Source organism: Marivita sp., from assembly GCF_017643905.1.
In the GTDB taxonomy this organism is placed as follows: domain Bacteria; phylum Pseudomonadota; class Alphaproteobacteria; order Rhodobacterales; family Rhodobacteraceae; genus Marivita.
This window is the reverse complement of record NZ_JAEPMO010000007.1, coordinates 17,983-38,946: the sequence shown is the minus strand read 5'-3', so window position 1 is coordinate 38,946 and position 20,964 is coordinate 17,983. Positions and strand designations below refer to the sequence as shown.

The 20,964-nt window shown below is 59.6% G+C and carries 14 protein-coding genes; 4 read left to right on the top strand and 10 right to left on the bottom strand.

What is annotated here, in order from left to right; all coding sequences use genetic code 11:
- Positions 1-58: 58 nt before the first annotated feature.
- On the bottom strand, positions 59-1,309 hold the full coding sequence (locus JJ869_RS02085) for an FAD-binding oxidoreductase (protein ID WP_366510394.1): 1,251 nt from the start codon (positions 1,307-1,309) through the stop codon (positions 59-61).
- 153 nt (positions 1,310-1,462) lie between these two features.
- On the opposite strand from JJ869_RS02085, the gene JJ869_RS02080 reads away from it, so the two are divergent.
- Positions 1,463-2,236, top strand: coding sequence for a hypothetical protein (locus JJ869_RS02080; RefSeq protein WP_292264314.1), 774 nt, complete (start codon positions 1,463-1,465; stop codon positions 2,234-2,236).
- Between the two features lie 27 nt (positions 2,237-2,263).
- Here JJ869_RS02080 and JJ869_RS02075 read toward each other — a convergent pair whose 3' ends face one another.
- The 9 genes from JJ869_RS02075 to JJ869_RS02035 form a co-directional block, all read right to left on the bottom strand.
- Complete coding sequence (locus JJ869_RS02075) at positions 2,264-4,381, bottom strand: TRAP transporter fused permease subunit (RefSeq protein WP_292264313.1); 2,118 nt, start codon at positions 4,379-4,381, stop codon at positions 2,264-2,266.
- A 63-nt stretch (positions 4,382-4,444) separates the two neighbouring features.
- Positions 4,445-5,455 carry a TAXI family TRAP transporter solute-binding subunit gene (locus JJ869_RS02070; protein ID WP_292264312.1) on the bottom strand — a complete coding sequence of 337 codons (1,011 nt, stop codon included), beginning with the start codon at positions 5,453-5,455 and terminating at the stop codon, positions 4,445-4,447.
- A 121-nt stretch (positions 5,456-5,576) separates the two neighbouring features.
- The gene (locus JJ869_RS02065) at positions 5,577-6,914 is read right to left on the bottom strand and encodes a sigma-54 dependent transcriptional regulator (protein WP_292264311.1); all 1,338 of its coding nucleotides are present in this window, start codon (positions 6,912-6,914) and stop codon (positions 5,577-5,579) included.
- The gene (locus JJ869_RS02060) at positions 6,907-8,661 is read right to left on the bottom strand and encodes an ATP-binding protein (protein WP_292264310.1); all 1,755 of its coding nucleotides are present in this window, start codon (positions 8,659-8,661) and stop codon (positions 6,907-6,909) included. The genes JJ869_RS02065 and JJ869_RS02060 overlap by 8 nt, the downstream gene beginning before the upstream one ends.
- A gap of 52 nt (positions 8,662-8,713) precedes the next feature.
- Positions 8,714-11,884 carry an efflux RND transporter permease subunit gene (locus JJ869_RS02055; protein WP_292264309.1) on the bottom strand — a complete coding sequence of 1,057 codons (3,171 nt, stop codon included), beginning with the start codon at positions 11,882-11,884 and terminating at the stop codon, positions 8,714-8,716.
- 3 nt (positions 11,885-11,887) lie between these two features.
- Entirely contained in the window at positions 11,888-13,024 is a 1,137-nt protein-coding gene (locus JJ869_RS02050) for an efflux RND transporter periplasmic adaptor subunit (RefSeq protein ID WP_292264308.1), read from the bottom strand.
- A gap of 139 nt (positions 13,025-13,163) precedes the next feature.
- The gene (locus tag JJ869_RS02045; RefSeq protein WP_292264307.1) at positions 13,164-14,054 is read right to left on the bottom strand and encodes an alpha/beta hydrolase; all 891 of its coding nucleotides are present in this window, start codon (positions 14,052-14,054) and stop codon (positions 13,164-13,166) included.
- A gap of 2 nt (positions 14,055-14,056) precedes the next feature.
- Positions 14,057-15,136, bottom strand: a complete 1,080-nt coding sequence (locus JJ869_RS02040) for a tartrate dehydrogenase (RefSeq protein WP_292264306.1) — start codon at positions 15,134-15,136, stop codon at positions 14,057-14,059.
- 110 nt (positions 15,137-15,246) lie between these two features.
- Positions 15,247-16,323, bottom strand: coding sequence for a tartrate dehydrogenase (locus tag JJ869_RS02035; protein ID WP_292264305.1), 1,077 nt, complete (start codon positions 16,321-16,323; stop codon positions 15,247-15,249).
- A gap of 126 nt (positions 16,324-16,449) precedes the next feature.
- On the opposite strand from JJ869_RS02035, the gene JJ869_RS02030 reads away from it, so the two are divergent.
- The 3 genes from JJ869_RS02030 to JJ869_RS02020 all read left to right on the top strand — a co-directional run bounded on the left by JJ869_RS02030 (position 16,450) and on the right by JJ869_RS02020 (position 20,961).
- Positions 16,450-17,361 (top strand): LysR family transcriptional regulator, encoded by a 912-nt coding sequence (locus tag JJ869_RS02030; RefSeq protein ID WP_292264304.1) that lies wholly within the window; start codon positions 16,450-16,452, stop codon positions 17,359-17,361.
- A gap of 181 nt (positions 17,362-17,542) precedes the next feature.
- Positions 17,543-18,526 (top strand): TAXI family TRAP transporter solute-binding subunit, encoded by a 984-nt coding sequence (locus tag JJ869_RS02025; RefSeq protein WP_292264303.1) that lies wholly within the window; start codon positions 17,543-17,545, stop codon positions 18,524-18,526.
- A 149-nt stretch (positions 18,527-18,675) separates the two neighbouring features.
- A complete protein-coding gene (locus JJ869_RS02020; protein WP_292264302.1) occupies positions 18,676-20,961 on the top strand; it encodes a TRAP transporter fused permease subunit in 2,286 nt (761 codons plus the stop codon).
- Positions 20,962-20,964 lie beyond the last annotated feature (3 nt).

Sequence of the window (20,964 nt, the reverse complement as noted above, 5' to 3'; positions counted from 1 at the left end):
AGGTGGGTGTAAACCTCTGCTTAACGCCTAAAAATCGAGGTGTTTCCAAGTTCCGTAGTCAATGACCGAAGCGATGCGGGGAAAAGGGTGTAAGATTCCGGTTGCTGGGCTGGTCCGCGATCAGACCTGCCACAAGCCGCCCGGTTTTTGGACCGGCGGTCAGGCCGATATGCTGGTGTCCGAAGGCGGTAAAGACTCCGGTGTTCCTGACCTCGCCAATCAGCGGCAGACTGTCCGTCGTCGCAGGCCTATGACCCATCCACGTCTCTTCACGGTCGAATACGAGGTTCGGAAAGGCCTCTGCAATCTTGCGCCGAAGCAAGGCGAATGGTGCCTCAGACGGGCCCGCTTCCAGCCCACCCAGTTCAACGATCCCAGCACAGCGCAATCCCATATGCATCGGTGTTGCAACAAATTTTCCGGACGTGATCATGCAGGGCTGGCGCGGTGCGCCGGACGGGTTGGTCATGACAATGTGGTAGCCTCGTTCACTTTCCAGCGGGATCTTGAGACCAAGCCGCGCCGTCAAGGATTTGGACCACGCGCCAGAGGCGATCACGATGCCGTCGGCCTCCATCGATCCTAGGGATGTGATCAGGCGCGGGGCCGCATTCTCTTGGGTTTCGATGTCTTCGACAGTGGCTTTGACGACGCGACCACCCATCTGTTCGAATTCCCGTGCAAGTGCTGCAACATATCCACCGGGATTTGTGACGAACCCATGATCCTTGACAACGGCAAGGCATTTGATCGAGGGTCCGAAACTTGGCTCGAACTCCTGAACGGCTGCGCCTTCGATCAGGGTGGGAATGAACCCATGTTCCCGGCGCAAGGCCCAAGCGTATTGGTCTTTCTCGAAGTCCGCGCGCGTACCATAGGCATAGACGTAGTCGCTCTTGCAAAGAAACGCACGGGCCGCCAGACCTTCGGTCAGGGCGAAATGCTGGTCCACTGTATCGGTGGTCAGGTCGGCAAGGTCAGATGCGATACGCCGCGCATCCCGGTCATTCGCGTGTTTGAGATAGCGGACCAGCCAAGGCGCGAGGCGTGGCAGGTACGACCAGCGCAGAAACAGGGGCGACCCGGGATCCAGCACCATTTTCGGTGCCTTCGTGATCAGGCCCGGTGTCGTCACCGGCACCATCGAACCCGCTGCCAACAAGCCCGCATTGCCGAACGATGTGCCCTGCCCCGGTCCATCACGGTCGACAATCGTCACGTCCTGTCCAAACCGTCGCAGCCAGATGGCGGTCGACACACCGACAATACCGGCACCGATCACAATGACATGTTTGGCCATAGAGGACATCCTGTTTGCGCCGGCGGGAGTCAAACGGCGTTATGGCAGGATGGCACGGAAGAACGGTGTATTCCAGAGGATGCACCGTGGCAGGTCGCACCACAAAAACGCCTTGAATTCACGCCTCCGCGAGACAGCTTGAGGCGTATGGAGGGCGTTGCGATGCGAAAGAGACTGAGCGGTGTCGGACTGGCGGTTGCGGTGGTATCGGCAACCATGGCGGAGGCGGAGATCTACCACCGGGAAACCATTTCTGATTTCAGAGCCGTCAGCATCGCCTATGACGCCCTCGTCTGCGGGATATGGGTCGCCAATGAAAGCAACGAGGTTGTTCTTCTGTCGACCTTCGGCAAAGAGCTTCGTCGGTTTGACACGGGCATGCGCTCGGTGCGTAGCCTGACGGTTGAAGAGGAGGGGCTTCTTATCGCCAACGGCTGGGGCGAGTTTCGCCGCATCGACTGTGACGGTCGCGCAATAGATGCGCCGTTTCGCCTGAGTGATACTCTGTACGATACCGAAGGTCTGCACCGCGACGCCGACGGAAGTTTTCTCGTAGTGGAAGACGATCCATCACGGCTGTTGCGGATTGCACCCGACGGCACCGTTCTGATGGAACTGTTCGGAGATAGATTTGACCCGCCGATGACCGAACCTCAGGGCGTCACGCGCGATCCCTATTCGGGCAACATTCTGGTCGTCGACGACAACGAGGGATTGAACAGCCTTTTCGAACTGGCTCCCGATGGGCGCGTTCTGTCCGTCACGCCCTTGTCGCAATACGGGTTCGATGCGGAGGGAGTTGCGCTCCAACCAGAGACCGGAACGCTTTATGTCGGGTTCGACAGCGGACAGGCGCTGGCAATTTTCGACTGGATTCCCACAGAAATCACCATCGACACACCTTTGGATCGCGGGCCCGATTGCGCCTATTCGTAATCGGACCCGAAACGCGGCTTTAGTGGCTTAGGCCGATTCAGGCACGGCTGTCATCGGTGGGGTTTTTCCGAAGCGGATATTGGCCACCAAGAGACCGACAGTTGCGATTGCACCTGCAATGTTGAGGATCAACGCGTCTGGCCACAGGGCAGCAAGACCTGCCGCCAAGCAAAGCGCCCGCATGATCCAGCCAAGCGGCTTTTCCATACATCCCTGCAATGCCCCGGCAAGTGCATACACTCCGATCGCACCGAAACAGAACACCTGGATCATCTCAGGCCAGTTGCCCGACAGGAACGGCGTGTAGGCAAAAAGCACCGGGATGATGTACAGGCCCTTGGCCAGTTTCCAGCTGGCGACACCCGTGGCCATTGCGGGCGCTTTGGCAATCGCCGCAGCGGTGAACGCCGCCAGGGCCACGGGGGGCGTGACATTGCTATCCTGCGAGAGCCAGAAGATGATCATATGGGCCGACAAGAGCGCGCTGGTCGCAACGGCAGGAGGCACCACAAGATCCCGCACAGGTGCCGCGATTTCCAGCGGCAGCGATCGGATCAATCCGGCAGCTTCGGCATGCGTCAGCTCCCGACTCAACAGTTCGATCTGATCCGGCACACCGAACATCAGCACGGCCTTCGCAGCCTCAGGCAGGGTTCCAGCAGCAAGCTGCGTGATCACGAACTGGTCGCTGATCATTCCCGACAGAGCCGGGGCCGACAATGTCGCAAGGACGATATACGCGGCGGTCACTGGCAGACCCATGCCAAGTACCAGGCTGGCCAGCGCAATCAGGATCAAGGCGACCATGATGTTGCCACCCGCCCAGCTGGTGATCATCAGGCTGAACGTGTTGCCGATCCCCGCGGTTGCGATGACGTTAACGACAAGGCCGACCGAACACAGCAGAACCGCCGTCAGAACCATGCCTTTCGACCCCATCACGAAAGCTTCAAAGACAGCCTTCGGGCCCATCCGGTTCTTCGTGAGCCAGCTTGATGCGATCACGGCGAGGATACCAAAGACCGCAGCATAGGTGGGGGTGAAGCCAGCAACCAGCAGACCAATCAGAGTACAAATCGGAATGATAAAACTCGCGCCCCCTTCCTTGAAAGCGGACCCAAGGGTCTGGCCTTCATCGGGCAACGGTTGAAGGTTGTTGCGGCGGGCTTCGATCCGGACAAAGAACCCGACCGACAGAAAGTAAAGCAGCGCTGGCAAGGCTGCGACTGCAACGATCTTCTCGTAGGGAATCTGGGTAAAGCTGGCCATCACGAAGGCTCCGGCACCCATGATCGGGGGCATCAGCTGACCACCCGTTGAGGCTGCCGCTTCGACACCGCCTGCGAATTTCGGCTGAAACCCTGCGCGTTTCATCAGCGGAATGGTGATCACACCTGTTGAGGCCGTATTGGCCACCGCTGACCCGGAAATCGTGCCTGTCAGGCCAGACGCGATCACAGCCACGATGCCCGGTCCACCCACCAGTTTGCCCGCCACGGCGCGGGCCATATTGATCACGAATTCGCCCGCACCCGAGCGCAGCAGGAATGCACCAAAGATGATAAACAGGAAAACATAGGTCGATGAGATCCGCGCGATGGTGCCGAACATTGCATCATCGCCGTAAATCGACCTGAAGGCAACGGTTTCGGGACTTAGCCCGGGGAAGGAGAACACTCCACCGACGAAGCGACCCCAATAGGCCACGTAGGTGAGCGACAGAATGATGAGAATCGGAATGATGATTCCGGCAACGCGGCGCGTCAGTTCAATTGCCCCGACGATTGCGACGGTTGCGGCAACCCAATCCATGGTCGAGAACTTGACGCCCCGGTCATAGATCGCGGTTTCCGCCTGCGCGAGCCAGACCGCAGAGACCGCGACGGCAATCCCCAGCGCGAAATCCAGTCCCACGGGGGCCGCTTTGCCGGACGATCCGCGCCACATTGGATAGAGCAGCGCCGCCAATAACGCGAACCCGGCAAAGTGAAACGCATTGCGTTGCAGTTCGGACAGTACCGGATCAAACGCTACATAGATATGGCCAACCGCGATCAAGAAACAGATGATCGAAATCGTCCTGTCCGCAAGCCCGTTGAATGAACGGAGTCGACCTCCGTCCTCGTCTTCTTCAGTTTTTGACATGGTCCCACCCAAACGCCAGAGAACCAGCCCGCGCTTTGCACGGGCTGGCCGAATTGGTGTGGTTCACTTGGCGATCAGGCGTTCGGGAATATCCAAGCCAACTTCCTGATAATAACGCAGCGCACCGGGGTGCAGCGGCAGCGGCAGACCAGCAATCGCGCTTTCGATGCTCATCACCTTTGTTGCCGGGTGGATGGCCTGCAGGAAGGGCAGGTTCTCGTAGATTGCCTTCGTGATCTGATAGACGTGCTCTTCCGGGATATCCGCATTGGTGGCCAGGAAGTTTGGCTGTGCAACGGTCTGCACATCCGTGTCTTGACCCGGATAGGACCCAGCCGGAATGGTGTAGGGCGTCCAGAGACCACGATCCGAATCCGCCATCTTCATTTCTTCTTCGGTCAGGCTCAGCAGCGTGACGCTGTCACCTGCAGATGCCATCAACTGGCTGATCGCACCAACCGGTACGCCGCCAGGGGCACCGATGCCCTTGACCTGACCGTTTTGGAGCGCTTCTGCGGACGGGCCGTAGCCGCCGTAGACCAGTTCATAATCGGTGTCGATGTCGATGCCAAAGCCGGACAGGATGGTGCGGTTTGACCCGATGGTACCCGAGTTCTGCGCACCCATTGCCATCGCCTCGCCTTTCAGCGCGACCATGTCGGACAGTGTGCCGGTTGCTGCCACATCAGACGAGACAACAAAGTGCTCCACGTTCTGCCACAGCATCGAAACAGAGCGCAGGTTTTCCTGCGGTCCAACCTCTGCGATCGGACCTGTGCCCGTAGCCGCATAATAGCCGAACAGACCCTGCAGAATGCCGAACTGCGCCTCATTTTCGCGCAGCAAGCGGATGTTCTCACCGGACCCGGCCGAGCTGATCGCGGACATGCCGATCTTCTGGCTCGGCTCAAGCTTGACCTTTACCAGCGTCGAAAGCGCAACGCCCACCGGATAGTAGGTGCCACCGGTCGATGCCGTGGTCAAAACATAGCTTCCGGCCTCGCTCTGCGCATGTGCGGCAATGCCCGAAAACGCGATGGTCGCCGCAAGTGCGGCGGTCTTGAAGTATTTCATGTAGGCCTCCCCTTATGTGCACCTTAGCAGTGCTGAGCCGGAGCATACGCGCGAGATTTCAAAACGGATAGGAATCATTCCGCAGGTTAGCGACAACAGCCCTTGCGGAAATCCGCAGGGCTCAGTCCAGAAGCTTGGATTTCTCCAATCCCAGCTTCACGATCTTCTCGTTAAGCGTGCGCCGCCCAATGCCCAGCGCCTCAGCCACCGCATCCATGCGCCCGCCATGGTTCGTGATCGCCTGCGAAATCAGCGTTTTTTCGAACCGTGCCACTGCCTCTCTCAGGGTTGCCGGGACGTCGTCGATCAGATCGTCGGTGCGCAGGGCTTCTGCTACCGACCCGCCTCCCCGCCGGGCAGCCAGAACCCGCCGCTCGGCCACATGGCGCAGTTCACGGACATTGCCGGGCCAGCTATGGGCCAAGAGGGCCGCGGCGTCTTCCGCCGTCATCTCGATGGGGCTGATCTCGTAGGTCTCACAAAACTGCTCGACGAAATGTTCGTAGAGAAGAACAATGTCGTCACCACGCTCGATCAGCCGGGGCAGGCGCATTTCGAACGTGTTGAGGCGGAACAGGAAATCCGCGCGAAATTTGCCGGCTTCGACCAGCGGTGCCAGATCTTCATTCGTGGCGGCTACGATACGCACATCTGTCTGAATCTCTTCATCGGTTCCGACGGGTTGGATCACCCCGGTTTCCAGCGCGCGCAGCAGCTTTATCTGCATCTCCAAGGGACAGGCTGCAACTTCATCCAGAAACAACGTGCCGCCATGCGCTTTGCGGAAACTTCCCAAAAGCGTCTGCGCCGTGCCGAACATCTGTTCTTCGACACGGTCGGGTGCAAGCGAGGCGCAATTCAGCGCAACAAATTCCTTGTCGCGGCGTGGCCCAAGACGATGCAGTGCGCGGGCGACCAGTTCCTTGCCCGTTCCCGTTTCGCCGGTGATCAGGACAGGGGCATCGGACAGGGCGAGGTCAATCGCCTCTTCCTTGAGCTTGGTCACACGCACATCACCACCCAGCAGCACGCGGTCCAATCCCGACAGGGAAACCAACTGTTCCCGCATCCGTTTGGTCATGTCCGACAAGCGATGCTGTTCTGCCGCATGCTTGAGAACCGTCAAAAGCCGGCGCGGTTCGAACGGCTTTTCCAGAAAGGAGTAAGCCCCGTTCTGGATGGCATCCACCGCCATCGGGATATCGCCATGTGCCGAAATCAGAACCAACGGCGGCGACGGGCGCTTCGACATTGCCTCCAGAAGGTCGAGCCCTGACATTCCAGGCATCCGCACATCCGACAGGACCACGTCAGGCGCAGTCGCCTGAAGCCGCGACAGCGCGACTTCTGCGCTGCCCACGGATTCAACGGCCCAATCCGATCTCTCCAACAGAACTGCGAGCGACTGGCGCATCTCGGCGTCGTCATCGACGATCAAGGCACGAAACGGATCAGGCATCAGCGTTGTCAGGCTTGGGAAGGATGATCACAAAGACGGCTCCTTGATCCAGGTTGTTCTCCGCATGCAGCGTTCCACCCATTTCGTTGATGATCTGGCCCGAAATGGCAAGACCAAGCCCCATTCCCTTGCCAGAGGGTTTGGTGCTGAAAAAGGGCTTGCTCAGGTCCGCGATGTTCAGATCGCCCAACCCGTGCCCATTGTCGGCGACGGTCAGAACAACGCAGCTGTCGCGCTCGTCCATGGAAAGGGTGACACGCCCGTCCGCTTTGCCTTCGGTTGCGTCGATGCCGTTGCGCAAAAGATTGACGATCACCTGCTCAAAGCGTTCAGGTCGTCCCCGTACGCGGATCGGATGGTCGGGCAGCGTGACATCTAGCCGGATACCTGCCTCCCGTGCTGTATGCCGCACCAGTTGGACAGCGGCCTGTACAGTGTCCTGAACCGGGAACGTTGTTGGCACAGACGCCGAGGTCCGACCGAACAGCCGCAACTGGTCCACGATCCGCTGCATCCGGTCGACAAGACCCGAAAGCTGCGGCCAGAGCGCGTTCGGTTCAGAATTGGCGGCGATTTCCTCGGCCACGAGGTAGTTGCGCATCGCGGAAATCGGCTGTCCCAGTTCATGTGTGATCGACGCCGACAATTGCCCCAGCGCGGCAAGCTGTTCCTTCTGCGCCAACTCGCTGCGCGCGGATTCAAGGTTTTTTTCGGCAATGCGCCGCTCTTCGATTTCGCGGGTCAATCGCTGACGGTCGGCATTGGAAATCGCGAGGGCATTGCGCAATTGCGCTGCGCGGTAGACCGACGCGGCAACCGTCAAGAGCAGCAGTGTCATCAATCCGCCCGCGACGTAGAGCAATGCCTGCCGCCGCGACTCGCGCACTTCAGACAAGAGGTGCAGCGACCAGTTCTCTTCCTCCAGATAGGCTTTGGTCCAGACATAGGCCGTCCCATCCAGCCGGGCACGACGTTCGCTTTCCGGCGTCCAATCCAGTGGGAACAGAGTCTCACTACCGAATTGCTGCTGCTCTTCCAGAATGCGTCGATTGCCTTCCGACAAAGGCGACATGTAGCCATAAATCAGTTTGGGGTCGGAACTGGCCAACACGACACCCTGCTCATCCGCCACAAGCACCAGTTCGCCATTGCCTGACATTGCGCGGCTCAGGTCGTTGAACCCGATCTTGACGGTGACCACACCTTGGATCATTCCCTGCGCATCCCGCACCGGTTCCGCAATGAAATATCCGGGACGTCCCGTCGTGACGCCAACCGCATAGAACCGTCCCGCGCCCCCTGCGACGGCATCGCGGAAATACGGTCGGAAGGTGTAGTAGTTGCCAACAAGGCTGTCCGTATCGCGATAATTCGACGACGCCACCGTTTTGCCATTCAGGTCCAGAACGTAGATAAACTCTGCCCCGGCCCGCGATGCGATATCCGCCAATATCGGATTCAACTCGTCGGTGTCTCCTGTCGTGAGTGCGTTCAAAGTGCTTTCGTCGATCGACAAAACGTAGGGCAGATGCTCAAGCCGGGTCAGCGCGTCGTCGATGGACGAAGCAAAGAACTGCGCACGCTCGGGTGTCTGCGCCGCCTCGGTGCGCAAAAAATAGGATGCCAGAGCAAAATAACAGGCAATTGCAACTGCACACAGACCCAGCACAGCCGCGAAGATATAGAACGCCCGCTGCGGTGACGGGTCCCCTGTATATGTCGGCGATTTGGTCAAAGTATCTGTCATCCCCGGATCTATAGCCAAGGATGCTTGACAAAGTCAGCGATTAAATCCCCGCCTATTCCGCAGCAACAGGCTCCGGTCCGGCATCGGCCTCGGCAGGTCGTGCCGACAGAACCAATCGCAGAAGCGGTGGCACGGTCAGGAGGGTCAGGAAGGCAGACATCGCCAAACCACCCACAACCACGGCCCCCAATCCGCGATAAAGCTCAGACCCGGCACCGGGGAACAGCACAAGCGGCAGCATTCCGCAGACCGACGTCAGCGTCGACATGAAGATCGGTCGGATACGGTTGCGCGTTGCCTCTTCGATTGCATCAATGGGCGACATGCCTTCCTCGCGCAGATGATAGAGCGATTGATGCACGATCAGGATGGCGTTGTTCACAACAATCCCGACAAGGATCACGAAACCAAGAAGGGTCAACATGTCCAAAGGCTGCGTGCCCACCATGTTCAACACGGCCAATCCTCCGACACCGCCGGCCGCGGCCACGGGTACGGAGATCATCACGACAAGCGGTAGCACGAAGGACTCGAACAAAACCGCCATGACGAGGAACACAATGACCATCGCTACGGCAAGGTTGATCTGAATGGCGTTCCACGTCTGAGAAAGCTGATCTGCCGTGCCCGATACCGACATGCGCACACCTGGTGGCAGACCCTGTTCCTCCAGCGCGGCGATCACTTGTGTCTCAAGCAGCTCCACTGCTGCCTCCAAGGGCAAAGCATCCGACGGGCGCACTTCGAGAGTGATCGTCCGAAGGCGCTCGAGATGGCGGATCTCGGTTGGTCCGGCGGTGACGCGAACCTCTGCCAACTCAGACACCGGAACGATCCGCCCGGTCGGCGTGACCACCGGGAAACTGCCCACGTCCTGCGTGCGCAGGCCGCTTAGAACGGTGCTGTCCCCCTTCAGGGTCAGATCAAGACACCGGTTGCCAACGTTGATTTCCGCCACCCTCAAGCCGTCGTTGAACGCATCCACCGTCGCGGCAAGGTCTTGCGTCGTTAGCCCCGCATCGGCAAGCCGCACGCGGTCCGGGATCAGCCGAACCTCCGGCGCACCCAGTTCAAGACCGGGAATAGGGCGGAACTGGTGCCCTTCGGAGCGCGGCAAGAGCTGCCCGATGGTGCCAGCCGCCTGACCGGCAACGCGGAGGATGTCTTCAAGCTCGTCTCCCGAAATGTTCAGCTCGATGGTCCGGCCACCGCCGACCCCGCGCCCGAAAAGCGACGGCTGGGTCATGAAACCGAAGGTTCCCGGCTCTGCAAAGATCGGCTGCGACAGGATCGGGATCACCTCGGCCACACGACTTCCATCGACTGCGGCCGCACCAACGAAACTGTTGCCCGGCGTGGCGACAAAAAAGAACGATTCCAGTGCCGGCTGCCCGGTTTCAGTTTCAGTCGCAGGAGCCGCGTCCCACATCGGTTGTGCTACAGCCTCAATGCGCTGGGCGATGGTCTCAGTGGTTTCAAGATTGTATCCGGGCGGCGGGATGATCAAGCCGAACACCAGATTACGGTTTCCTTCGGGCAGGTATTCCAGTTTGGGCAGGAACGCCCAAGCGGCAACGCCCGCGCCCGTCGCGATGGCAGCGACCATGACAAGACCAACCGTACGGAAGCGCACCGTGAACCGTACGTATTTCATGATGAGCCAGGTAAAGCCGCGCCCGAAGTGGTCGATGCCGGGAAGCCCCAGCTTCTTGGTCTCCCCACCTTTGAGCAATCGGCTCGACAAGGCCGGGATGACCGTCACGGCAACTACCAGCGAAAGCAGGACTGACACGGAAATCGCAACGGCGATGTCCCGGAACAACTGCCCCGCTTCAAGCTGCATCACGAGGATCGGGATAAACACCATGACTGTTGTCAGGGCCGACACAAGGATCGCGCCCCAGACCTGTTTCGCGCCGATATAGGCCGCGTCGCGCCGGGATTTGCCCTCTTCCCGCAATCGGAAAATGTTCTCCAGAACCACGATGGCCGCATCCACGATCATGCCGACCGCAAAGGCGATACCAGCCAGAGAAATCACGTTCAGCGTCCGCCCAGTGACCGCCATCGCCACGAATGTGGCCACGATGGACACCGGGATCGCCATGCTGATGACCAGCGTGGCACGCGGACTGCGCAGGAAGATCAGCAGGACCGCGGCGGCAAGCAGACCACCGATCCAGATATTCTGAGTGACCAGATCAATCGCGCCTTCGATATAGATCGTCTCGTCATAAACCTGTTCAAGCGTCAGACCGTTTGTGGCGACCGGCCCGGCCTCAAGTTCGGCGATGACGGCCTTCACCTCTTCCATGGTCGAGATGACGTTGGCCCCCTGTTCGCGCACGATGTTGAAGGCCAAAGCAGGTTCGCCCCGGAACCGAAGACGTGCGGTGTTTTCCTTGTAGGCAAAGCTCACATCCGCCACATCGCCAATGCGGACACGACCCAGCGCGCCATTGGTGCCAAGGCTTTGGCTGCGCAGCACAACGCTGTTGATCGCCTCAATCGTGTTCAGGTTGCCATCGGCACGCACCGTGTAGCGGCGTTTGCCTTCTTCCACATCACCGGCAGAAATGCTGATGTTCTCGGCGCGCAGCCGCTGAACCACAGCAGGGATCGTCAGACCCAATCGCGCCAGTTCTTCCGGGCGGATCACGATCTGCAATTCGCGGGACACGCCACCAAACACGTTGACGGTCGAAACACCGTTCACACGCTCAAGCCTTTCCTTCACCACGTCTTCGACGAAGTCGCCATAGGTGGGCAGAGGTCGCGTGTTGCCCTCCCTCGCCTTGACCATCACCCACGCGATTGGGCTGTCGTCGGACCCGGAGGTGTTCAGCGTCGGCTCTCCGGCTTCGCTTGGATAGCCCCCGACACGGTCCAGACGGTTCGACACGAGCAGAAGGATGTCACCCATATCCGACCCGATGGCAAATTCCAGCGTGACCGACGCCTGCCCCGTGCGGGCACGGCTGGTCATGATCTCGAGCCCCTCAAGACCCCGGAACGCGTCTTCCTGCGGATTGATGATCTCACGTTCAATCTCGGCAGGGGCCGCGCCGGGCCATGAGGTTTCAACGACAACCACAGGCTTGCGAACATCTGGGGCCAATTGCACCGGAATGCGGCTGAGCGCCAATGCGCCAAACAGGACGGCCATGATGACCACAGCCATCACGGCAATAGGACGTTCGATGGATGAACGGATCAGGTCCATGGCCTACCCGTTGCTTCCGGTGGACGGCGCACCGGTTGGTGCCCCTTGAGGCGGACCGGATGGCGCAATGTCCTGTCCCGGACGCAATCTTTCATTGCCGCGTACGACAACTTCGTCGCCCTCGTTCAAACCCGACAGAACCTCGAATGAGCTGTTGAGGGCAGCGCCGATTTCGATGGTACGCGGCATCGCCTTCCCGTCTTCATGGACGAACACACTCCACCCGCCTTGAGCCTGCACCAACGCGTCTTTCGGAACCACGAGAACCTCGCGCGGGGCACTCACCGGAACATCAAGTGTGACGGTCTGCCCAACCGCAATCGTCGCCGCCGTGTCCTGCAATTCGAAACGCACGGGGCGGGTGCGCGTTGCAGCAAATTCCGTTGGCAGGATGGCCCGGAGAGTAAGCGTCACGGTATCGCCGATATCGGTCGTGGCCGTAACCGGTTGATCTTTCCTTAGCGCGGACACGTAGCGCGCGGGGACATTCGCTTCGATTTCAAGCGCGCTTGTGTCGATCAGCGTCGCCACTTGGCTGCCTGCCGTGATGAACTGACCAACCTCGGTCGCAACATCGAGGACGACTGCGTCAAAGGGCGCCCGGACCACGGCGTTGTCGAGACGATAGCGTGCCTGTTCCAGCGCGTTCCTTGATGCCTGAATCCGTGCCAAGGCTTCCTGCTGCGCACCGCGCGCCTCGGCAAAGTCGCTGGCGCGTTCTTCCAATTGCGCTTCGGCAATGGTCGAGTTCTGTCTTAGTGTTTCGGCACGACGGAACGCCTTTTCAGCGCGATCCAGCCGCGCCTCCGAGACTGATATCCCCGCCTGAGCAATCGCAATCTGCGCCTCGGCTTGCGCCAGTTCGATTTCGAGAAGTTCGGTATCCAACCGTGCCAGCACGTCGCCTTCTTCGACAAGATCGCCGATCCGGATCGGGACATCCTGAGCAACACCGCCAACCCTTGCGGCAACCGCACTTTCCCGTCCGGCAACGACTTCGCCGAACACAGACACGGTTTCCGCCATATTGCTGGTCGTCACGATCGCGGTGGTCACACCCGCCGGACGGCCTTGAGCCGTCGCAAGGGCAGGAAGTCCAAGCATCAGACCTACCAGGGCACAACGGGCAAGAAGTTGCATCGAACCTCTCCTTTTTTGAATCGGCGGCATGCCGCAACGCAGTAGGTAGCGCATAATCCTGCAAAAACAGGCTCTCAGGACCCAAAGGACACAACTGCTGCAAGAATCCAAACGGTTTGGCGCAAAAACGGGCGTTTTGTCAGGTTGCAAGAAAGGGAATGACTTCCGCCAGCAACGCATCGGGCGCTTCTTCGGGAATGGCATGCCCGCATGCAAGCGCAACACCCCGCACCGTTCGGGCCTTGTCCCGCCAAGTCTGCGGCACATCATAGAGATCGCCGACCACGCCCGTGTCCCCCCAGATTGCGAGGACAGGCGCTTCGATACGGCGATCTTGATCGGCGCGGTCGTGCTCGAGGTCGATCTTGGATGCCGCGCGGTAATCTTCGCAGATCGCGTGGATCGTCGCCGGATCGCGGTAGGTGCGCAGATATTCGGCCATGACCTCTTCGGTGACCGCGCCGGGTGTCTTGACCTGGCCACCGATGTGGCGGCGCAGGAAATATTCCGGGTCCTGCCCGATCATACGTTCGGGTAAATCCTCGGGCTGGATCAGGAAAAACCACCAGAAATAGCGCGTGGCAAACTCTTGGTTGGTTTGTTCGTACATCGTCAGGGTCGGCGCGATGTCGAGAACCACCAGACGGTCCACCGCCTCCGGATGATCAAGCGCCATGCGATGGGCCACGCGACCGCCGCGATCATGTCCGACAACGGCGAACCGCTTATGACCCAGCGCCTGCATCAAAGCCACCTGATCCTTGGCCATCTCGCGCTTGGAATAGAGCAGATGTGGTGCGTGGCTCTCGACCTTTTCGCTGTCGCCATAGCCGCGCAAATCCGATGCCACGACAGAGTAACCCGCTTTGACCAAAGCAGGCGCGACCTTGCGCCAGACGACATGCGACTGCGGATGCCCATGGAGTAACAGGACGGGTGGGCCTTCTCCCGCGCTTGCGAAGTGGATGCGCACGCCGTTGACGGTCTCGTCCCGCAGTGTGAAGCCATCCAGAAAACGCGAGGCGGTCACACTCAGACACCGTCCAGAAGGGCGTCGGCAATTGCGCTTCCGCAGGTCACCGTATCGGCCATGCCGCCCAAGTCGGCAGTGCGCAGCGCATCTTCAGTCAGCACGGTCTCAATGGCGCGCACGATGGCCGCTGCCGCCTCTGGCTGACCCAGATGGTCGAGCATCATCGACGCCGCCCAAATCTGACCGACCGGGTTCGCGATGCCTTTGCCGGCGATGTCAGGGGCAGAACCGTGGACCGGTTCAAAGAGCGACGGGAACCGACCTTCGGGGTTGATGTTGCCCGAAGGCGCGATCCCGATGGTGCCCGTACAGGCGGGGCCGAGGTCGGACAGGATGTCGCCAAAGAGGTTCGATGCGACAACCACGTCGAACCAGTCGGGGTGAAGGACGAACTGCGCGGTCAGGATGTCGATATGGTACTTGTCGACCTTCACATCGGGATATTGCGCCGACATCTCCTGCACCCGCTCATCCCAATAGGGCATGGTGATCGAGATGCCGTTCGACTTGGTCGCAGAGGTCAGATGGCCACCGCGCGAACGGGCCAGATCGAACGCGTATTTCAGGATACGGTCCACACCGATCCGGCTCATCACCGTTTCCTGCATGACAATCTCGCGGTCCGTGCCCGGGAACATGCGCCCACCGATGGACGAATACTCGCCTTCGGTGTTTTCTCGCACGATCATCATGTCGATATCACCGGGTTTGCGACCGGCCAATGGCAGCGGAACGCCCGGCATTGCGCGGGCGGGACGCAGGCTGACATATTGATCGAACTCGCGCCGGAACTGGATCAAGGACCCCCAAAGCGACACATGATCCGGTACGATTTCGGGCCAGCCAACCGCTCCAAAGAAAATCGCATCGCTGCCCGACAGCCTGTCCTTCCAGTCGGGAGGGAGCATTTCGCCGGTCTTGACGTAGTAATCCGCGCTGGAAAAATCGTGGTCTTCGAAATCGAAGCCAAGATCGAACCGCTTTTGTGCGGCCTGCAACACGCGGACGCCTTCCGGGGTGGTTTCCTTGCCGATCCCGTCGCCCGGAATGACTGCGATCTTGTAGCTGTTCTGGGACATGCGAGAAGCGGCCTTTCCAAATAAAGAAGCGGCGCCGAAGACACCGCTTCATCAAAGACTACAATCGGGGCAAGGGCCTCTTCAAGGCCATCGCCTTCGAAGATCAAAAATCAGATGTTCTCTCCGCGGATCGCTTCGCACACCGCTTCGGTCACTTCTTTCGTGGTGGCCGTTCCGCCAACATCGGGCGTGATGATACCTTCGGCGCACACCTTTTCCACGGCGCGCATCAGACGGGCAGACGCCTCGGCCTCACCCAGATGGTCGAGCATCTGGCTGGCGGTCCAGAACGTCGCCACGGGGTTCGCGATGCCCTTGCCGGTGATGTCAAAGGCCGAGCCGTGGATCGGTTCGAACATCGACGGGAATCGGCGTTCAGGGTCGATATTCGCGGTCGGCGCAACCCCAAGCGATCCTGCCAAAGCGCCAGCCAGATCAGACAGGATGTCGGCATGCAGGTTGGTTGCGACGATGGTGTCGAGCGATTGCGGGTTCTTCACCATTCGCACCGTCATCGCATCGACCAGCATCTTGTCCCACGTGACATCCGGGAATTCCTGCGCGACCTCTGCTGCGATCTCGTCCCACATGACCATACCGAAGCGCTGCGCGTTGGACTTGGTGACAACGGTGAGAAACTTGCGCGGACGCGATTGGGCCAGTTGGAAGGCATAGCGCATAATGCGGGTCACACCGACACGGGTGAAGATGGACACTTCTGTGCCCACCTCTTCGGGCATGCCGCGGTGCGCACGGCCCCCATGTCCGGAGTATTCCCCCTCGGAATTCTCGCGGACGATCACCCAATCCAGATCGCCGACACCCACGCCGCGCAGGGGCGAGGTTACACCGGGAATGATCTTGGTCGGGCGTACGTTGGCATATTGGTCGAAGCCCTGGCAGATGGGCAGCCGCAGACCCCAGAGCGTGACATGGTCCGGCACATCGGGCGCACCCACGGCGCCAAAATAGATCGCGTCGAAGGGTTTGAGCTGTTCAAGACCGTCTTCAGGCATCATGACGCCCGTCTTCTTGTAATAGTCCGAACCCCAATCGAAAGTCGTCACGTCAAAGCGCACGTCTCCTGCGCGTTGAGCGAGAACGGACAGTACTTCCGTTCCAGCGTCGATCACTTCTGGCCCGATGCCATCCGCGGGAATGGCAGCAATTTTATAGGTCCGCATCATGGTCTCCTGATGGCTTTCCGGGCGCGGGACATGCGCGCTCCGACCGTTACGCGTGACAATCGCAACTTGACCAAGCCAACACAACGCATCAGAGATCATATAAAAAAATGAAATAATATTGGTCGCATGGAACTCCGTCAACTCAGGTGCCTCGTCGCCGTCGCGGACACGCTGCATTTTGGAAAAGCGGCGCAAAGCCTGAATATGCTGCCTGCATCGTTGGGACGGCATATCAAGCTTCTGGAAGAAAGCCTGGGTGCGCGTCTGCTTGTCAGAACAACGCGCAGTGTCTCTCTGACGGAGCCGGGACGCAATTTTGTCGAAGCAGCGCGCGACCTGATCGAGCAGGCGGACCGGCTTGAGGCGACATTCCGGGACAGCCGACAGGATCAGGCGTCGATCCTTCGGATCGGTGCCATCGACAGCGCGGCTGCGGGTCTTATTCCGCAGCTCTTGCCCCATTTTCGTGAAAGGCATGCCGAGATTGACGTCGAACTGCTTGAGCAGAAAACAATCCGGCTTTTGCCAAGATTGGTGTCTGGGCGTCTGGACATCGCCATTGTCAGGCCTCCAGAGGTGCGCGACGCGCGGCTTGTCTACCAGCATCTGTTTTATGAAACTGCGGTCGTCGCGGTTCCGGAAAGCCATCCGCTTGCCAAACGAACTAAGGTTTCGGTCGAAGACATGGCAGACGCCCCGCTGATCGTGCCGGAACGAAATTCCCGGCCTCACAGCCACGACCTGACGATGAAACTGTTTCTCGAGGCAGGGCTCACTGCACGTGTTGCACAGATCGCCGAGGAGAAGCAGACGATTGTCAGTCTTGTCAGCACAGGCGTGGGATTAGCGATCGTGCCACGGTGGGCATCACGGCTAGCGGTGGGTGGCGTTTCCTTTGTGTCGCTTGACCTGCCGGACAGCGCCCGCAACCGCCTTGCGGTATCAGCGGTTTGGGTTCGGGACGCACGGCATCCAGCGCGGGATGCGTTTCTGGAGGTGCTCGAAGACCGTCTTTCCGCACTCGCGGCAACGGCATGACGCATGTCGGGATCGGAATTATTCAAAATAATTGAATAATCAATGAGACTGAAGTTACAGTCTTTTGCCTTGAACTCGTGATTTCCTTGCCTGTAGCTTTACTTCATGCGTCGCGGATCAATCCGCTAGGGCAGCAAAAAGCAAACCTGCGCCCGAGGAACGCACACAGTGGAGGAAAACAATGAAATTTACTGCTTTGACAGGGGCCGTTGTGGTCGCTGCCTTTTCGGCAACCATGTCCGTCGCTCAGGATCGGACAGGCTGGCCAGAGAGCTTTACCGTCGGCACCGGATCGCAGGGTGGGACGTATTTCGGCTATGGCTCTGGCTGGGCCGGGATCGTGTCCGAGGTTCTGGGTGTCTCTGGCGGCGCCGAAGTCACCGGCGGCCCGATGCAGAACATGGCGCTGGTCCACACCGGCGATCTGCCCTTTGGCATGACAACCATGGGCCCTGCGGCGGAATCGATCGCCGGTTCGAACCCGATTGCACCGGGTCTGCCGATGACCAACGCCTGTGCGATGTTCCCGATGTACCAGACACCGTTCTCGGTCACCGCTCTCGCATCGTCGGGGATCGCGTCCATCTCTGATATCCCGGCAGGTGCGCGTATCGGCTTTGGCCCGGCAGGCTCGACATCCGACACCTATTTCCCGCGCATGATGGAAGAACTGGGCGTCAATTTCGAACGTCGCAATGGCGGCTGGTCCGACCTTGGCGGTCAGCTTCAGGATGGTCTGCTGGACGTGATCGCCTTCGCAGCGGGTGTTCCGGTTCCTGCGGTGTCGCAGCTTGAGGTTCAGACCGCGATCAACATCATCGAATTCACCGAAGAAGAACAGGCCAAGATCACGGCAGCCTTCCCTGTGGCGAATTTCGACATCTCTGCCGATGCCTACACCACACTCGAAGCGCCGGCACGGTCGGTCTCGATGTGGAACTTCGCCATCGCAAACTGCGACCTGCCCGAGACCTTCGTGTACGAAGTCGTCAACGCGGTCATGTCAGACAATGAGCGGATGGTGAACACGCACCGCGCAGCGCGCTCCACACTGCCGGAATTCTGGGATCGCAACACCGTCATGAAGTGGCACCCCGGCGCAGCGCGCTGGTTCACAGAAAACGCAAGTGCAAGCATTGCGGCGGATATGATCCACGGCGGATGATTATGCATGATTTGCGAACAATGCGTTTCTATTGTTTGCAAGTGCTGAAGAATCGGAACCGCGCCCCACATGCGGGCGCGGTTTTGTTTCAATGATGGCCGGTTCAAGATAGCGTTCAGGCTACACAGGCCATCACCCGGGAGGACACGATGACCGATTCCAAAAACCTGCATGCCGACGAGCCGCTGGACGAACCCATTCTCGCCGAAGGCGTTGACGAGGAACCGATCGAGAGCAACCGCCGTCTGTTTTCAGGGCGCGCCTATTTCGTGATGGCCGCACTTTCGACCATCTATGCCGCGTTCCACATGATCGCATTGAACGGGGTGTCCATTTCCGATTGGACCGGGATCGAAATACCGTTTTTGCCGCAATTCCCTCTGGAAACCTGGAACTTCCGGATCGTGCACATTTCGGGCGCTCTGGCCCTGGGGTTCCTGCTGTTTTCAGCGCACACCTTTTCGGAAGATGACGCACCCCACAAGGAAACGAAGCTGATCTCGATTCTTGCTTTGATCTTGGTCATTCCTGCACTGGTCGCCGGGATCACCGCATCAGGCTATCATACACTCATCAATTCGGGCACGCTGCCGCAGATGGGCGGTCTGACCACATGGGCCGCTTTTCCAGGAACCGAAATCTATGCCAGTGAGGTCTGGTGGTTCGGAACGCCACTTCTGATCGCCACGTTTGGAGCCATCGTCACTGGCTGGTTCGAAAGACGGGGGCGAGAGCTTTTCGCCGCCTCAGACGTGGTTCTGGCCCTGTGCGGGATCGTCATCGCAATATATCTCATTGCCATCTACGGCACCGCCGCGCGCAACGCCGTCGGTACGCCGTTTGTGCCCATCGGGGTCGCCTTTGCGGCGACCGCAGGCTCTGCAATGATCCTCGAACTCACACGCCGCGTCGCGGGTCTGGCACTGGTGATCATCACCGGTGTGTTCCTGCTATATACCTTTGTGGCGCACTTGCTGCCCGGCATCCTCGCGGTGCAAAGCGCCTATTCTTGGCAACGCTTCTTCGGCCATGTCTATTCCGACGCGGGCATTCTGGGACCGACTACGGCGGTGTCGTCGACCTACATCATCCTGTTCATCATCTTCGCGGCCTTTCTTCAGGCGTCAAAAGTGGGCGACTACTTTGTCAACTTTGCGTTTGCGACTGCGGGTCGTGCGCGGGGTGGCCCCGCCAAAGTGGCCATCTTTGCATCAGGTCTGATGGGCATGATCAACGGTACGTCGGCAGGCAACGTGGTGGCGACCGGATCGCTGACCATCCCGTTAATGAAACGCGTGGGCTACCACAAGAAAACCGCTGGCGCGGTTGAAGCAGCGGCCTCGACCGGTGGGCAAATCATGCCGCCGATCATGGGTGCCGGCGCTTTCATCATGGCCGAGATCACCGGTATTCCCTATACCGACATCGCGATTGCCGCGATCCTCCCCGCGATCCTCTATTTCGTGTCGGTCTACTTCATGGTCGATTTCGAGGCCGCCAAGCTTGGCATGCGCGGGATGCGGGAAGACGAACTTCCCAAGTTCAACAAGCTTGTGCGTCAGGTCTACCTGTTCATCCCGATCATCATCCTGATCGTTGCCCTGTTCATGGGCTATTCCGTGATCCGCGCGGGCACCTTGGCGACCGTCGCAGCAGCGGTCGTGTCGTGGTTTACGCCGCATCGAATGGGCCTGCGGTCGATCCTCAAAGCATTTGAGCTGGCCGGGATCATGTCGATCCAGATCATCGCGGTCTGTGCCTGCGCGGGCATCATCGTGGGTGTGATCAGCCTGACCGGAGTCGGGGCACGCTTCTCGGCTGTGCTTCTGGACCTTGCAGGCGTGAGCCAGCTTCTGGCGCTGTTCTTTGCGATGTGTATCGCGATCCTGCTTGGGATGGGCATGCCGACCACCGCCGCCTACGCGGTTGCCGCGTCGGTCGTTGCGCCCGGCCTCGTGCAGTTGGGCATCCCGACGCTGACGGCACACTTCTTCGTCTTCTACTTCGCGGTTCTGTCAGCGATCACACCTCCGGTCGCACTGGCAAGCTATGCGGCAGCGGGGATCTCGGGTGCGAACCCGATGGAAACATCGGTCGCGTCGTTCAAGATCGGCATCGCGGCTTTCATCGTGCCCTACATGTTCTTCTACAACAGCGCGATCCTGATGGATGGAACCTGGTTCGAAGTCATCCGCGCCGGAGTGACCGCGACGATCGGGGTGTTCCTTCTTAGCTCGGGTGTGCAAGGTTGGTTCCTTGGCGGACGGTCGGTCTGGTTCCTGCGGATCGCGCTGATCCTTGCCGCGCTCTTCATGATTGAAGGCGGGCTGATCACCGACCTGATCGGGGTGGGTATCGCGGCAGCAACCTACTTTGTGCAAAAAGTCCTGCACCCGCGCCCCGATGCGACGATCCCGGTGCGTGGCGCGGACTGATTG